Genomic DNA, 14,795 nt, shown 5'->3' with positions numbered 1-14,795 from the left:
ATCAGCGGTTACGGAGACATGACGTGCGGGATGCCGGGCGGCGGCTCGCGGGGGTGTGGTGGGGTGCCGGTGGGTGCCGGTGAGGTGATTCCCGGCAGGGGCGTGAGGGCGGCCCCCGACCCGTGGGGCGGGTGGGGGCCGCGGCCGTGGTGGAGGGAAGGTCAGGGGGTGCGGTGGCGCAGGAGGCGGAAGGCCGCGAGGACCAGGAGGGCGGCCACGGCGAGGATGATGCCGGAGGCGACGAGCTGGAGCGGCCAGTAGTGCGCGGCGGGGTGGATGTCGCGGTAGAAGCTGACGGCGCCCATGTCGGACAGCGTCGTCTCGCATCCGGGCAGCATGCTGGTGAGGCAGGGAGCGTCCAGCCGGTCGCCGTCGGCGGTCAGCACGCCCTGCCCGGCCCAGATGCCCTCCCCGCGCGGGCCCTCCCGCAGGCCGGTCACCCTGGTGACCGCGGGCCACAGGTGCGGGAGGGCGGTGTGGACGGCCGCCCAGAGCGCCCCGAGCGCGGCCGTGGCCACGGCGAGCGCGGCGACGGCGCGGCGCAGCACCAGTCCCGCGAGGACGCCGATGGCCAGTCCGGCCAGGGCGAGGGCCACGGGGACCGTGCCGTTGGCGTAGAAGGTGGGGTAGTGGTCCCAGACGAGGGCGGTGTCGATCCGGTCCTCGCTCCCGGTCCAGGCCAGGCGGTGCAGCAGGGTGAGCAGACCGGTCGCCGCGAGGGCCGCCAGGGTGGGGAAGGCGAGCCGGGAGGCGAGCCAGCGGGCCGGGGAGACGCCCTGCGTCCAGGCGAGGCGGGCCGTGCCGGATTCCATCTCACGGCCGGTGAGCGAGCCGCCGGCCCACGCGGCGATCAGGAACGGCACGGCGAGCACGGCGTAGGTCGTGTAGTTGTACACGTCCTTGTAGCGGATGACGGCGTCCTGGTCGTACGAGCAGCGCTCGTCGAAGGCGCAGGCGTTGTACCGCTTCCAGGCCGCCGCCGAGGCGTCGGCGAGCGGACCGCCGAGCCACAGCAGCCCCGCACCGGTCAGCAGTACGAGCGCCGCGCCGGCGAGGAGGGCAGGGCGGTGCAGCCGGAGGAGCCAGCGCAGCTGGCGGGGCGCGTGGGCGGGGCCGGCGGGGGTGGTCGTGGCCGGGACGGTGGTCAGGGTGGTGTTCACGCGGCGGTCTCCGTGGTGTCGGGCGCCGGGGCGGGGGCGAGGGCGCCGGGGTTGCGCAGGTAGGACAGGACGAGTTCCTCCAGGGACGGCGTCCCGGTGCGCCAGTCGCCGGGCAGCGGTCCGGACGGGCGGAGCAGGGCGCTGAGCCGGCGGCCGGTGGTGCGGGCCTCCACGACCGCGTGCGGGGCCAGGTCGGTCTCCGCCGGGGCGGACACCCGGGTGTGGGCGGCCAGCAGGTCGTCGATCTCACCGGCGAGACGGACCCGGCCGCCGCCGATCAGCAGCAGGTGGTCGCAGGAGTCCTCCAGCTCGGCGACGACGTGCGAGGACATCACGATCGTCGTGCCGTGCTCGGCGGCCTGCCCCATCAGGACGCCCATCAGTTCGTGACGGGCGAGGGGGTCGAGGTCGGCCATCGGCTCGTCGAGGAGCAGCAGTTCGGGCCGTTTGCCCAGGGCCAGGGCGAGGGCGACCCGGGTGCGCTGGCCGCCGGAGAGCGAGCGGATCCGTGCCCGCGGGTCCAGGTCGCCGCCGGCCACGACCCGGTCGGCGGTGTCCGCGTCCCAGCGGCCCGGGTTGAGGTCGGCGCCCATGCGCAGCGTCTCGGCGACGCCGAGCTGCGGGTACAGCGGCTTGCCCTGGTCGACGAAGCCGACCCGGGGGCGGGCCGTCGCCGGGTCCGTGCCGAGGACGGTGACGGTGCCCTCGGTGGGGGCGAGCAGCCCGGCGGCGAGGGCGAGCAGCGTGGACTTGCCCGCGCCGTTGGGGCCGACGACGGCGCAGACGCGGCCCGCGGGCAGCCGGAAGGAACAGTCGCGCAGCGCCCAGGCGGCGCGTCGGCCGAAGCGCTTGCCGAGCGCGTCCGCCTCGATGGCCGGGACGGTCATGAAGGGTCTCCCTCAGAGGTCTTCGCGGGTGCGGGGTCCGGCGTGTGCGCCGGGTAGTGCGTGTCGAGTACGGCGGTGAAGAGCGCGGCCACGTCCTCCCGCTCCAGCCCGGCCTCGCGGGCCTGGGAGGCCCACTCCTCCAGTTCCGCGCGGAGTGGGGAGTCGGCGGGGGCGGCGCCCAGGGAGCGCCGTACGAAGGTGCCGAGGCCGCGCCGGGCCTCGACCAGCCCCTCGCGCTCCAGTTCGCGGTAGGCCTTCAGCACGGTGTTGGGGTTGACGGCGGTGGCTTCGACGACTTCGCGGGCCGTGGGCAGCTTGTCGCCCGGCTTCAGCAGGCCCAGGCGCAGGGCCTGTTTGGTCTGCTGCACGATCTGGACGTAGGTGGCCACACCGGTGTGCCGGTCGATGCGGTAGTCGATCACCCGACAACCACCCTTTCACTAATTGAGTAGTGAAAGGGTGGTGCAGGGGTGGCCGGAAAGTCAAGCGAAGTCCCCGGGCCCGGCGTGAACCGATCGGCGGGGCCGGACCGATGAGGAGACGTGAGCGGAACGAGAAGCGACGGGGAGCTGCTGCACGCCGTGGCGGCGAACGGCGACCGGCGCGCCTTCGAGGAGCTGTACCGGCGGTACGCGCCGTGGCTGACCGCCCGGATGCGCGGCCGGTGCGCCGACGCGGGCATCGTCGACGACGTCGTGCAGGAGACCTTCCTCGCGGTGTGGCGCGGCACGGCCCGCTACCGGGAGGAGACGGCCGGCGCGGACGCCGCCGGATGGCTGTGGCGGATCGCCTCGCGCCGGCTGGTCGACGCCCTGCGCGGAGCCGGCGCGCGCGGCCGGCTGCGGCAGGCGCTGGCGCGGCTGCGGCACCGGGACGAGGCGTCGGCGGAGGAGCGGGTGCTCGCGGGGGTGGAGCACGGCGACCTCGCCGGCGCCCTGGTCCGGCTCTCGCCGGAACTGCGCGCGGTGCTCCAGGCGACGGTCGTCGACGGGCTGTCCACCCGTGAGGCCGCCGTCCTGCTCGGCATCCCGCCGGGCACGGTCAAGACCCGGGCGATGCGCGCCCGCAGGCAACTCAGGGAGGCGCTGGCATGACGCACGCGACGACGGGCTGGCACGTCCCCGAGGACGACCTGCGGGCCTACGCCCGTGGCGATCTGGAGCCACCCGCGCTCTGGTCCGCCGACACCCACCTCACGGCCTGCGCCGCCTGCCGGGCCGTCCTCGCCGGGGCCTTCGACCCCGTCGCCCTGGACGCCGGCTGGGAGCGACTCGACGCCGAACTCGACGCGCCGCGGCCGGGGCTCCTGGAGTCGCTGCTCGTCCGGATCGGCTTCGCCGACCACACCGCACGGCTGCTGGCGGCCACGCCCGCGCTGCGCCGCTCCTGGCTGGGCGCTGTGCTCGCGGTGCTCCTGCTCACCGCGGCCGTCGCCGCCGACCGGGGCGGCGCGGGCTCGCCCACCCTCTTCCTCGCCCTCGCCCCGCTGCTGCCGCTCGCCGGGGTCGCCCTGTCGTACGGGCCCGGCCCGGACCCGACGTACGAGATGGCCGTCGTCGCCCCGCTGCACGGCTTCCGGCTGCTGATGATCCGCACGGTCGCGGTGCTCGCCGCCGCGCTCGGCCTCAACGGGCTGGCCACCCTCGCCCTGCCCGGTTACGGGCTGCGCGCCCTGGCCTGGCTGCTGCCCGCCCTCGCCCTCACCGCGACCGCCCTCGCCCTCACCGCCCGGCTGGGCCCGGTGCTCGCGCCGTCCCTGGTCGGCGGCGGCTGGGTCGCGCTGCTGCTCGTCGCGCACACGGCACGGGCCGAGGACGCGGACGCCCCGCTCGCGCCGTTCACCGCGGCCGGACAGGGGGTGTCCGCGGCGGTCGCCGCGCTCGCCGCGGGACTCCTGGTCCTGCTCCGCGACCGCTTCGACGTCGACCGGAGCCGCGACGTGTGACCGCCCCGGCCTGATCGTCACCTGTCCTGTCGGGGGTTCCCCGGCCTGACCTCCACCTGCCCTGTCGGGGGTTCCCCGGCCTGATCGTCACCTGCCCCGTCGGGGGTCCCCCGGACTGATCGTCACCTGCCCCGGTCGAAGGCTTCCCGGCCTGATCGTCACCCGTCCCGTCGGGGGTCCCCCGCCCGGCCGGCCGTGGCCGGTTCCGCCGGAGGCCCCGGTGTCCGGCACCCCCGACCATCCACCACCTGTACGGAGTTGTGCATGACCCCCACCGTCTCCGCCTCCGGGCTGAGCCTCCACTTCGGGCGCACCCGTGCCCTCGACGACGTGTCGCTGCGGCTGTCCCCGGGTGTCACCGGGCTGCTCGGGCCCAACGGCGCCGGCAAGACCACGCTGCTGCGGGTGCTCGCCACCGCCGTACCGGCCGACCGGGGCGCCTTCACCGTGCTCGGCCACGACCCCGCCACCTCGGGCGGCCGGCAGGAGGTCCGCCGCCGGCTCGGCTACCTGCCGCAGACCCCCGGCTTCCACCCCGACTTCTCCGCCTTCGAGTTCGTCGACTACGTGGCGATCCTCAAGGAACTCACCGACCGCACCGCCCGGCACCGCGAGGTGCGCCGCGTGCTCGACGAGGTCGGTCTCGGCGACGTGCGCGGCAAGCGCGTCAAGAAGCTGTCGGGCGGGATGCGGCAGCGGGTGGCGCTGGCGGCCGCGCTCGTCGGCGACCCCGAGTTCGTCGTCCTGGACGAACCCACCGTGGGACTTGACCCCGAACAGCGCATGCGGTTCCGCGAGCTGATCGCCCGCGCCGGTGAGGGCCGCACCGTGCTGCTGTCCACGCACCAGACCGAGGACGTGGCGATGCTCTGCCACCGGGTGGTGGTCCTGGCCGACGGTGCCGTCCGCTTCGACGGCACCCCCGCCGAGCTGACCGCACGGGCCGCCGGGCGGGTGTGGAGCAGTGCGGAGCGGGACGCGGGCGCGAAGGCGGGCTGGCGCACCGGGACGGGCTCCTTCCGCAACGTCGGCGACCCGCCCGCCGGCGCCGACCTGCTGGAACCCACCCTGGAGGACGGCTACCTGCTCACCCTCGACGGCGCCGGTGCGGAGGTGACGGCGTGACCGCCACGACGACCGGAGTGCCGTCCCCGGCCGTGACGACGACCGCACCCCGACCCTCCTGGACGGCCGTGTTCGCCCTCGCCGCCTTCGAGGGCCGCAGACTCCTGCTCCGGGTGCCGGTCCTCGTCGCCTTCGCGGTCTACCTGGCCTGGACCGTGTGGCGCGCCCACCGCGTCGGCGACGGCCACCCGGCGCTCCAGGACGTCGACCGCGCCACCCAGGGCGCACCCGTCCTGGTCGGTCTCGCGGTGCTGCTGAGCGTCCACCAGGCCGTCCTGCGCTCCCGCCGGTACGACACCGAGCGGCACCTGTCGGTGCTCGTGGTCCCGCCGTGGCGCCGTACGGTCGCGCACCTGCTGTCCGTCGTGCCGGTGACGCTGCTCGTCGCGGTGTGCGTGGGCGTCCAGTTCACCTGGCAGGCGCTCAAGCCGACCGCCGTCGGGCACGGTTCGCCGGCCGAACTCCTCGTCGGACCGCTGTCCGTCCTCCTCTTCGGCGCGTTCGGTGTGCTGCTGGGGCGGCTGCTGCCCGTGCCGGCGGCGGGCCCGCTGCTGATCGTCTTCCTGTTCCTGTTCTCCGTGTTCGCCACGGCACCCACGAGCACGGGCTGGTCGCGGTGGCTGGTGCCGTCGGTCGGCGAGAACAGTTCCGCCACGCTCCCCTCCGACCTGATCGGCCGCCCCGCCGCCTGGCACGCGCTCTACCTCGCGGGCCTCGCGCTGAGCGTGGCCCTGGCGGCGCTGCTCCTCTCCGGCGGCGCCCGGCTGTGGAGCGTCCGGGCGGGGGCCGCCGCGGCGGTGGCGCTGACGCTGGCCGGCGCGTGGGGTCAGTCCCGGGGCGTGCCGGAGGAGACGGCCGAGGCGCGGGTCCGTGCCACGGTCGCCCCCGAGAAGACGCAGCGGTGCGTCGCACGGGACGCCACGACGTACTGCGCCTTCCCCGAGTGGGGGCCGCGCACCGGTGACTGGGCGGAGGTCGTGGACGACGTGCGCTCCCTCGCCGGAGGCGACGCCCACGAGCGCCCGCTGACCGTGCGTCAGCGGATCGAGGCGCGCTACGGCCTCGACGGTGACGCGGCGCTCGCCGCGTCCCCCCACCCGGGCGAGGTGACCGTGGGCACCTCCTGGGGCGGCAACCGGACCCCCGAGTTCGCCGTCGCCGTCGCCGTGGTCCTGGTCACGGGACGGGAGGAGGCGTCGGGCGCGGTGTGCGACGGCCGGATCGTCCCCGTGATGTGGACGGCGCTCGCCGGCCGGCCCGACCCGGTGGCGGACCTGCGGCGGGTGCGGCTGGACGACAGCGTCACGGGAGGGGCGATCGTCCTCTCCCAGACGGAGACGCTGCAGATGACGGCCGCCCACACGGAAGTGCTGCGTGCGTTGCTGGACCTGCCCCGGGACGAGGCCGCCGCCAGGGTGAAGGCCAACTGGGCCGAGCTGACCGCGCCGAAGGTGACGACGCAACGGGTGGCGCAGGTGCTGGGGCTGGACGCGCCGGAGGGGGAGGACGCGTGCCAGTGAGCGGCGCGACGGCCGGAAGAAGGGATGAGTGCCGGTGAACGGCGCGACGACACGAGGTGTGCCGGTGGCGCAGCTGCTGCGGCCGGTCGCGCGGACCCTGCCCTGGTGGACGCTCGCGGCGGGGGGCGGCCTCGGCCTGCTGCTCGCCGCGGCCCCGAGGCTGACGGGCGACGGTGCGAGCGGCGGGTCGGTGCCGACCGCGCTGCGCGCCGCTGCCCTCGCCTTCGCCCTCGGGGCGGCCTTCTGGCTGGACGACCCGGCCCGGCACACCACGGCCGCCGTCCCGGCCCGGCGCGCCCTCCGCCACGGCCTGCGCCTCGCCCTCCTGGCCCCGGTCGCCGCCCTGTGGTGGACCGCCGCCCTGCTCCTGGTGCCGCAGCCGGTACGCCCCCCGGTCGCCGGCATCACCGTGGAGGCGGCGACGGCCCTGGCGCTCGCCCTGACCGGGGCGGCGTGCGCCGTGCACCGCGGTGACGGCACCCGGCCGGGGCCGGCGGTCGCCGGGTTCCTGCTGGTCACCGCGGTGCTGTCCCCGCTGCTGTGCCCCGAGGACTGGGCCCTGTTCGTGGCCCCGGGGGACGAGCGGTGGCCGGCCGCCCACGACCGCTGGGCCGTGCTGCTGGGCGTCGTGCTCGTGGCGGGCGCGGCCTGTCTCACCGAGCCGCTGCGGCGCCACCGGCTGCGCCGGCTCAGGTCTCCGTCCGGTACATGAGGTCCGTCTCGTGGGTGACGAAGCCCAGCCGCTCGTAGACGGAGACGGCGGCCTTGTTGTCGGCGTCGACGTACAGCATGGCCGTGGGCAGTCCCCGGTCCGCCAGGTGCCGCAGTCCGATCGTGGTGAGGGACCTGCCGAGGCCGCCGCCCTGGGCGTCGGGGCTCACGCCGAGCACGTACACCTCGCCCAGTCCTTCCGCCTCGTGCACCTTGGTCCAGTGGAAGCCGACGAGCGTGCCGTCGCCGTCGGCGTCGGTGTCGGCGTCACCGTCCCGGCGTTCGGCGAGGAAGAACCCCTCCGGGTCGAACCACGGTTCCGCCTTGCGGTCGTCGAGGTCGCGCTGGGTGAGTGAACCCTGCTCGGGGTGGTGGGCGAAGGCGGCGGCGTTCAGCGCCAGCCAGGCGGAGTCATCCCGGCCGGGCTCGAACGTCCGGACCCGCACGCCGGGCGGCAGCACCGGGTCCGGCAGGTCGAGCCCGGTCAACGGCCGCCGCATCTGGCGGAGTTCGCGGAACAGGGTGAGCCCGAGTACCTGTGCCAGGTGCCGGGCGGCGGAATGACCGCCGTGCGCCCACACCCGCAGCCGCTTGCCGGAGGCGGCGAGCAGCGCGGACCCCAGGGCCCGTCCGTGCCCGCTGCCCCGGTGGGAGGGGTGCACGACCAGCTCGGCGGCCGGCGGCTCCACCGGATCGGTGTCCTCCAACTGGGCGTACCCGACGAGTTCGTCGCCCACGGACAGCAGCAGGTGTGCGATCCCCTCGCGCTCCCCGCCGCGCAGTTGCAGCCGCCCCTGTTCGGACACCGCCTGCTGACCGTCGGCCCGGGCGGCCTCCGCGAGCAGGGCGAGGACCGCCTCCGTCTGCCCGGGGGAGAGCGCGGCATACGTCTGGAGCGAGCGGGAGCGGCCGGGCCGTACGAAGTCGTCGCTGGTCATGCCTATGAGGGTAAGGGGACCGTGCGGAAGGGGGCCGCAAAACGGACGGCAACGGTGTCAGCCAAAGCTAAACCAGCTCGTAACCCTGAAGACCCTGTCGCGCTACGCGCGTTGACTCTAGGCTGCGCCGGTACCCACTCGGACCCTCAGGGGGGCGTATGCCAGCCACATCCCCGGCGCACCACCCGCGCCGAAGCCGCCGCACCAACCGTCTTCTCGCGTCCGCCGCCGGTGTGCTCACCGTCGGCGCGCTGGCCGCCGCCGCCCTGCCCGGGGCGGCCAACGCGGGCGAGAACCGGGGGAGTCAGGGCGAGCCGCACGGCCACCCCGGCCGTTACCAGGACGTCCAGCTCCTGTCCTTCAACGACCTGCACGGCAACCTGGAGCCCCCGACGGGTTCCTCCGGCCGGGTCACCGAGATCCAGCCGGACGGCACGACGAAGACCGTCGACGCGGGCGGCGTCGAGTACCTGGCCACGCACCTGCGCGAGGCCCGCAAGGGCAACCGGTACTCCGTCACCGCCGCCGGCGGCGACATGGTCGGCGCGTCCCCCCTCCTGTCGGGCCTCTTCCACGACGAGCCCACCATCGAGGCGCTCAACAAGCTCGACCTGGACGTCACCTCTGTGGGCAACCACGAGTTCGACGAGGGCGCGCGCGAGCTGGCCCGCCTCCAGAACGGCGGCTGCCACCCGGTCGACGGCTGCTACACGGACAAGAAGTTCAAGGGCGCCGACTTCCCGTACCTGGCGGCCAACGTCCTGGACGACCGCACCGGCAAGCCCCTCCTCAAGCCCTACTGGGTGTGGAGGAAGAACGGCGTCAAGGTCGGCTTCATCGGCGTGACCCTGGAAGGCACCCCGAACATCGTCTCCGCCGAGGGCGTCAAGGGCCTGTCCTTCAAGGACGAGGTCGAGACGATCAACAGGTACGCCAAGGAGCTCCAGCGCCAGGGCGTGAAGTCGATCGTGGCCCTCGTCCACGAGGGCGGCTTCCCCGCCTCGTCCGCCTACAACTACGACTGCGACTCCCCGGGCGCGGGCGACGGCATCTCCGGCCCGATCGCGGACATCGCCAAGAACGTCTCCCCGCAGGTGGACGCGCTGGTCACCGGCCACACCCACGCGGCGTACGCCTGCACCATCCCCGACCCGGCGGGCAAGCCCCGCACGGTCACCTCGGCCGCGTCCTTCGGCCGCCTCTACACGGACACCACGCTCACCTACGACCGGTGGACGGGCGACATCGCCCGTACGGCCGTGAAGTCCGCGAACCACGTCGTCACCCGGGACGTCCCCAAGGCGCCCGACATGACGCGTCTGATCGACCGGTGGAACACCCTCGCCGCGCCGATCGGCAACCGCCCGATCGGCTACATCTCCGGCGACATCGTGAAGGACGGCACGGAGTCCCCGCTGGGTGACCTCATCGCCGACGCCCAGCTCGCCTACGGCCGCACCCTGGACCCGGAGACCGACCTGGCCCTGATGAACCCCGGCGGCATCCGCGCCTCGCTCACCCACGCGGCGAGCGGCAAGGAGGGCGACGGCGTGGTCACCTTCGCCGAGGCCTTCACCGTCCAGCCGTTCGCCAACACGGTCAACCTTCAGGACTTCACCGGCGCCCAGCTGATCCAGGCCCTGAAGGAGCAGGTCAGCGGCGCGAACGCGGCGGCCCCGAAGATCCTCCAGATCTCCTCCGGGCTGACCTACACCCTGGACCTGACCAAGTCGGGCGCGGACCGCGTGGTCACGGACTCCATCAGGCTCGACGGATCGGCGATCGACCCGTCCGCCACCTACCGCGTCGCGACGAACAGCTTCCTCGCGGGCGGCGGCGACGGCTTCCCGACCCTGGGCGAAGGCACCGGCGACCTGGTCGGCGAGGACGACCTGACGGCCCTCGAGCAGTACCTGACGGCCAACTCCTCGGCCACCGCCCCGCTCGCCCCGCCGGCGGCGGACCGCATCACCATCGTGCAGTAACCCGCACCGCACACGGGGCCGGTGTCCACAGCCTGTGGACACCGGCCCCGCCGTGTGTCCCGAGCCGGCCCTAGTCGGTCCAGACGACGGCCTGCGCGACGATCACCCGCTCGCCGTCGAAGGTGACCGCGGGTCCTTCGTGCAACCGGTAGCCCAGCTCCAGCGCCTCACTCACCCGGCGGCAGAACGCCGCGTCGTCGGGACCGGTCAGTACGCGGTAGACGGGCAGCCCGTCCGGTGGTGTCGACATACGCCCACCGTGCCACAGGGGGCACTCGCACAGGACAGGGCAGTCCCGGCTTCCGGTTCCGCGCGAGCGAGCCTGCCGAGACCGCCGATGCCGCTTCGGCCACAGAGGCGAGGGCCCACCGGGGAGAGGGCCATGAAACCCCCTGTCGCGGAGGAAGCACACGCATCGCGCCAACTGCGCCTATCCGCATTGTGTTTGCAATAGCGGTGCGACAGGATGTTCGAGCGCGCGTGGCGCACGGGGTGGGTTTGATGCACAAACCAGAGGCCGACCGCCGCCGGACCGTGCGGTCGGGGTGCTTCGACGACGCCCGGTTCGGAGCGAGGCAGGCCACTCCGACCAGTGGTTCAAAGATCAACTTTGCTGTCGCTCAGGGGGAAATGAGTCATGGTGCGGAGTCCGGCCCGGCGCTCGGCGCAGGGGGTCTGAGACATGACGGGGTGGGACATATCGCCGTCCGGCGTCGAGTTCGTGACCTCGCTGGTCCAGGACGCCATGGACGACGTGGCCAAGGACGTCAAGGCGTACGGCACGGACATGGAGAGTGCGGCCACGTCTGCGGGAACCATCAGCGGTCCGTACTGCGGTGCCGCACCCACCGGTGCGATCGGGGCGGCGCTGGCGCTGTTCGTGGAGCGGACCGCCGCTGACGTGCTGTTCCTGGGAGCGCGAGCGGCCAAGTCGGTGAACGGCGCACACGAGGCGACGGCTCATTACGCGGTCGGCGACGAGGAGATGGCTGCCCGTGCCCAGCGCAGGGCTCTGGCAGCGCCCAAGATCGACCTGCCGGGCACGGGCGAGGGGGACGGCCAGAAGTGATCAGCCCGGGGGAGATACCGCAGTTCACGGGTGACCTCGACGAGCTGGACAAGGATGTCTCCGCACTGCGCAGTGACGCCATCGGCATCCGCAACGGCGGCGCGGACGTCCACTCGCGCTTCCAGATGCTCGGGGCGTTCTACACCGCGCCCGAGGCCGACGCCCTGTTCGCCACCACCCAGCCGGTGATGGACAAGGCGGACGTCTTCGCCGCGAAGCTCGAGACCGTGGCCGACGCCCTGGACACGTTCTCCGTCGAGGCCCGTCCGCTGGCCGAACGCCTGAAGCAGCTCAAGGCCGACGCCGTCGCCTTCACGGACAGTGTCGAGGGCGACGACGACTGGACCGACGACGAGAAGAAGGTCGATCGGAACAAGCAGCTCATCGACGACGTGTCCACCACGCAGTTCGCCTTCCAGGACGCGGAGCGCCGCGCCGCGAGCAGGATCTCCGCGATCGCGGGCGGGCCGGTGTTCGTGGCGGACGACGGCAGCGGGCTCGTCGAGCGGGGCACGGTGACGTACGGCTACGACGCCGCTCTGTTCGAGGACACGAAGGAACTGCCCTGGGGCAGCGTGGACGACCGGACGTACGAGGCGTGGAGCCTGGACTGGTTCGGCCACGGGGCGAAGAGCGTCTTCTGGGACGGCATCTACAAGGACGGCATCGAGGCCGCCGCCAAGGGGTTGTGGGCGCTGGGCACCGGGGACGGGGAAGCCTGGAGAGGGCTGAAAGAGGTCGTCACCGGCATCGGCCTCTACACCATGACCCCCTACGACGCCTTCATGGACTGGGCGGTGGGCCCGGACAAGGAGAGCGAGGACGAGGTCAGGGCGAAGAAGGCGGCGAAGGAGTTCGCCAAGGGGATCGTGGCCTGGGACCAGTGGGAGGAGAACCCGGCGCGGGCCACGGGAACGGTCATCTTCAACGTCCTGACGCTGGGCGCCGGGCCGCTGGCGGCCGCGTCCAAGGCGGGTAAGGGAGGCTTGGCCTCGAACGCCGCCGGCGCCGCCTCCAAGGCCGGGCTGTACATGGATCCCCTGTACGTGGGCTTGAAGGCCACGGGCGCGGCGGCCGGAAAACTGCCGAAACTGTCGGACCTGACATCGAGGATCACCGTGGGCGCGGGCGCCGCCGCAGACGCACAGCGCGTCCACAGCGTCATCGAATTGGAGGACGGCTCCCGGGTCGTTATCGGGAACGGCGAGTTCATCGCCTACAACCGGCACGGTGACGTGGTCTCCGACGTGCCCGCGCGGGAACGCTCGGACACCCCCGACACCGTGTCGGTGACGCCGGATCGGGAACTCACCGCGGTAGCAGCCCATGCCCGCGGATCAGATGCCTTCGGTCGTGGCGGAGACGGCATTCCTGCCGGTACCGGCCGCGATGCGCCCTCCGGGAACAGTGGCGATACGGCAGCCCGTGCCGACGCCGGACAAGCGCCCCACAGCAGTGGCGCGGTACACGCTGGCAGATCCGAAGGGCCCGGTTCAAGCAGCGGGGCAACAGGCTCCAGTCAAGGTGGCGCGGAGGCCGGCCGTCAGGGAAGTGGTCACCTGGACGACCCCGGCCGGACCGGGGACGACGGGCCGGGCAACGAACCCGGTGAAGCGCCTCCGGGGCAGGCCGGCGAGGCGCAACGCCCGAGCTTCATGCGTGAGGGAAGCAACCCTTACGGACCTCGTGGGTCACTGACACGGGAGCAGATCGAAGAGATCCAGGTATACCGCGCCAACCAGGAGCCGGGGTACTTCGAGCGGTATTACAAGGACAACGGCTGGCGTAAGCGACTAAAACTTCGGGACGAGAGCGGACTTACTCCTCCTCAGTTGGCCCGTGGATCGGAACGTGTTTCGTGGATCAGGGCCAAGGACACTCCAGAAGCGCCCGAGCCGTACTTCCTGGATGACGATTACATCCGCGTGGGAGCAGACACCGTCACCAGCAAGGCCAGGCTCCGTATTCTGGATGTGGCTGCGGATAGGCGTCACTTCGCTGTCCAGTGGGACAACACCGTCAAGAGGTGGAAGGAAGAGGCGGTACTGGTGGACGACATCCACCGCACTGTCGATTCGGCTGCGGAGCGAGTGGAAGCCGGGGCAACTTACAAAGAGTCCCACACCGCCATGGGGGATGCGGCCGAAGAGTTCGGTGAGAAGGCTGCTGAGTACCACTACATTGCAGAACGTCATCCGAATCACGAGAAGCAATCACTTCTTGGCCCGAAGAACGGCAATGATCAATTTGATCAGGTGTGGCTCCGTGAAGATGGTCACGCTGTTGTCGTCGAGGCCAAGAGCAATACGCTGACGGAGCTCGGGACCCGGACCCTGCCCAATGGTAAAAAAGTTGCCCAAGGGAGCAGGGAGTACTTCTTTGACATACTGAGATTTATGAATAAGCGAGGTGAGGTGGAACTTGTGCGGACTCTGAGAAGGGCGCTGACGGACGGCAAGCTGGAATATGTTGTCGTCAAGGGTGAGCGGAACTCGGGCACGTACACTGGTTACCAGTATCGACGGTTCGACATCAGCAGGGGGACCCTTCCGTGACCGTGACTGTTGCCCGGCATGGTGTAGTGACACCGGACGTCGATGGGTTCGTGGAGCGACTGGATGAAGGTGTCGCTCGGGACATCGATGAACTCGAAGATTCCACCGACATGGTCGATTTCGCGTTCACCAACGCTGTCATGGCACTGCACGCACGGTGCGTCGGCGACCCGGAAGCGGAGGAGGTGGAGACGTGGGAGTCGGCGGTCAATGCGATGCAGTTGGGGTCCGCGCTGTTTGCTGTGGCGGGGACGAGCCAGGGATCCGTCGAATGTCGCATCAGCCACAAGATGCGTCGCATCCCAGCTATGGGTGCTATGTCCTCCGCCGATGCCGGGAACTGGCTCACCGCCTTCTGGCTGGCTGTCATCTGCCGTGAGCCCGGGCGGATGACGCAGTTGTGCGAGGTGCCGTTGGAGCGGCTGCGGGCGCCGGAGGGGCAGTACGACGAGTACATCTACCACTGGGTCGACACGCTGCAGACCTACTGGCTGCGGCGCCCGGGACTGGTCGAGAAGCTGACCGCGACTCTGGAGATGTCGGATCCGGCCGTTGCCCGCATCGCTCCCCGGGACCTGTTGCAGGGCGTCCTCTATCCGCCGATCAACCTCTTCTACCACTTCGTACGCAGGGACGTGGAAGGGTTCAGTCCCGCCCTCGAAGAGGCGCTGAGACTGCACCGTGCCTACTGGACGCTCACCGAGGAACGGCAGACGGACATCGACGGTGCCATCGCCCTCGCTCCCCTCGCCATCGCGTGCTGGGCGTACGACGGGCAGCTTCCCGTCGAGGTCGAGTCGGAGTACCTGCCCAAGCACCTCCTCCAGCACGACTGGCTCGGCGAGTTTCCCACGTGAGCGACCATGTGGCCGTCCTGCGGCGGCTGCGCAAGGACGACCC

At 72.2% G+C, this 14,795-nt stretch carries 14 protein-coding genes; 9 read left to right on the top strand and 5 right to left on the bottom strand.

The window, feature by feature from the left end; genetic code table 11:
* Nucleotides 1-161 precede the first annotated feature (161 nt).
* The 3 genes from IE118_RS29125 to IE118_RS29115 are packed head-to-tail and all read right to left on the bottom strand — an operon-like array spanning nt 162 to nt 2,469.
* Entirely contained in the window at nt 162-1,160 is a 999-nt protein-coding gene (locus IE118_RS29125; RefSeq protein ID WP_229846976.1) for an ABC-2 membrane transporter-related protein, read from the bottom strand.
* Nucleotides 1,157-2,047 (bottom strand): ABC transporter ATP-binding protein, encoded by an 891-nt coding sequence (locus IE118_RS29120; RefSeq protein WP_189561068.1) that lies wholly within the window; start codon nt 2,045-2,047, stop codon nt 1,157-1,159. The genes IE118_RS29125 and IE118_RS29120 overlap by 4 nt, the downstream gene beginning before the upstream one ends.
* Nucleotides 2,044-2,469 (bottom strand): GntR family transcriptional regulator, encoded by a 426-nt coding sequence (locus IE118_RS29115; RefSeq protein WP_189561067.1) that lies wholly within the window; start codon nt 2,467-2,469, stop codon nt 2,044-2,046. The genes IE118_RS29120 and IE118_RS29115 overlap by 4 nt, the downstream gene beginning before the upstream one ends.
* Before the next feature lie 120 nt (nt 2,470-2,589).
* On the opposite strand from IE118_RS29115, the gene IE118_RS29110 reads away from it, so the two are divergent.
* The 5 genes from IE118_RS29110 to IE118_RS29090 all read left to right on the top strand — a co-directional run bounded on the left by IE118_RS29110 (nt 2,590) and on the right by IE118_RS29090 (nt 7,349).
* Nucleotides 2,590-3,141, top strand: coding sequence for an RNA polymerase sigma factor (locus tag IE118_RS29110; RefSeq protein WP_189561066.1), 552 nt, complete (start codon nt 2,590-2,592; stop codon nt 3,139-3,141).
* Complete coding sequence (locus tag IE118_RS29105; protein ID WP_189561065.1) at nt 3,138-3,992, top strand: cupin domain-containing protein; 855 nt, start codon at nt 3,138-3,140, stop codon at nt 3,990-3,992. Before IE118_RS29110 ends, IE118_RS29105 begins: the two co-directional genes overlap by 4 nt.
* 264 nt (nt 3,993-4,256) lie before the next feature.
* Nucleotides 4,257-5,117, top strand: coding sequence for an ABC transporter ATP-binding protein (locus tag IE118_RS29100; protein WP_189561064.1), 861 nt, complete (start codon nt 4,257-4,259; stop codon nt 5,115-5,117).
* Nucleotides 5,114-6,637 carry an ABC transporter permease gene (locus IE118_RS29095; protein ID WP_189561063.1) on the top strand — a complete coding sequence of 508 codons (1,524 nt, stop codon included), beginning with the start codon at nt 5,114-5,116 and terminating at the stop codon, nt 6,635-6,637. Before IE118_RS29100 ends, IE118_RS29095 begins: the two co-directional genes overlap by 4 nt.
* A 28-nt stretch (nt 6,638-6,665) precedes the next feature.
* Complete coding sequence (locus tag IE118_RS29090) at nt 6,666-7,349, top strand: ABC transporter (protein WP_308431853.1); 684 nt, start codon at nt 6,666-6,668, stop codon at nt 7,347-7,349.
* Here IE118_RS29090 and mshD read toward each other — a convergent pair.
* Entirely contained in the window at nt 7,327-8,286 is a 960-nt protein-coding gene (mshD, locus tag IE118_RS29085; protein WP_189561062.1) for a mycothiol synthase, read from the bottom strand. The two genes, IE118_RS29090 and mshD, sit on opposite strands and share 23 nt — an antisense overlap.
* Nucleotides 8,287-8,444: 158 nt before the next feature.
* Between mshD and IE118_RS29080 the strand changes: the two genes are divergently transcribed.
* Complete coding sequence (locus IE118_RS29080) at nt 8,445-10,271, top strand: bifunctional metallophosphatase/5'-nucleotidase (protein ID WP_189561061.1); 1,827 nt, start codon at nt 8,445-8,447, stop codon at nt 10,269-10,271.
* A 70-nt stretch (nt 10,272-10,341) separates the two neighbouring features.
* Here IE118_RS29080 and IE118_RS29075 read toward each other — a convergent pair whose 3' ends face one another.
* Nucleotides 10,342-10,521, bottom strand: coding sequence for a DUF1737 domain-containing protein (locus tag IE118_RS29075; protein WP_189561060.1), 180 nt, complete (start codon nt 10,519-10,521; stop codon nt 10,342-10,344).
* Between the two features lie 432 nt (nt 10,522-10,953).
* On the opposite strand from IE118_RS29075, the gene IE118_RS29070 reads away from it, so the two are divergent.
* The 3 genes from IE118_RS29070 to IE118_RS29060 all read left to right on the top strand — a co-directional run bounded on the left by IE118_RS29070 (nt 10,954) and on the right by IE118_RS29060 (nt 14,752).
* Complete coding sequence (locus IE118_RS29070; protein ID WP_189561059.1) at nt 10,954-11,340, top strand: DUF6507 family protein; 387 nt, start codon at nt 10,954-10,956, stop codon at nt 11,338-11,340.
* A complete protein-coding gene (locus IE118_RS29065; RefSeq protein ID WP_189561058.1) occupies nt 11,337-13,895 on the top strand; it encodes a hypothetical protein in 2,559 nt (852 codons plus the stop codon). The genes IE118_RS29070 and IE118_RS29065 overlap by 4 nt, the downstream gene beginning before the upstream one ends.
* 110 nt (nt 13,896-14,005) lie before the next feature.
* On the top strand, nt 14,006-14,752 hold the full coding sequence (locus IE118_RS29060; protein ID WP_189561057.1) for an immunity 49 family protein: 747 nt from the start codon (nt 14,006-14,008) through the stop codon (nt 14,750-14,752).
* Nucleotides 14,753-14,795: the final 43 nt, after the last annotated feature.

It is taken from the genome of Streptomyces pilosus (genome assembly GCF_014649835.1).
Lineage (GTDB): Bacteria > Actinomycetota > Actinomycetes > Streptomycetales > Streptomycetaceae > Streptomyces > Streptomyces pilosus.
The sequence above is the reverse complement of the archived record's forward strand: the minus strand, read 5'-3'. Positions and strand labels throughout refer to the sequence as shown.

Bases quoted from the DNA above. Each gene is read 5' to 3' on its own strand.
- IE118_RS29075 (WP_189561060.1), bottom strand. From the start codon at position 10,521: ATGTCGACACCACCGGACGGGCTGCCCGTCTACCGCGTACTGACCGGT.
- IE118_RS29060 (WP_189561057.1), top strand. From the start codon at position 14,006: ATGGTCGATTTCGCGTTCACCAACGCTGTCATGGCACTGCACGCACGG.
- IE118_RS29070 (WP_189561059.1), top strand. From the start codon at position 10,954: ATGACGGGGTGGGACATATCGCCGTCCGGCGTCGAGTTCGTGACCTCG.
- IE118_RS29105 (WP_189561065.1), top strand. From the start codon at position 3,138: ATGACGCACGCGACGACGGGCTGGCACGTCCCCGAGGACGACCTGCGG.
- IE118_RS29120 (WP_189561068.1), bottom strand. From the start codon at position 2,047: ATGACCGTCCCGGCCATCGAGGCGGACGCGCTCGGCAAGCGCTTCGGC.
- mshD (WP_189561062.1), bottom strand. From the start codon at position 8,286: ATGACCAGCGACGACTTCGTACGGCCCGGCCGCTCCCGCTCGCTCCAG.
- IE118_RS29080 (WP_189561061.1), top strand. From the start codon at position 8,445: ATGCCAGCCACATCCCCGGCGCACCACCCGCGCCGAAGCCGCCGCACC.
- IE118_RS29100 (WP_189561064.1), top strand. From the start codon at position 4,257: ATGACCCCCACCGTCTCCGCCTCCGGGCTGAGCCTCCACTTCGGGCGC.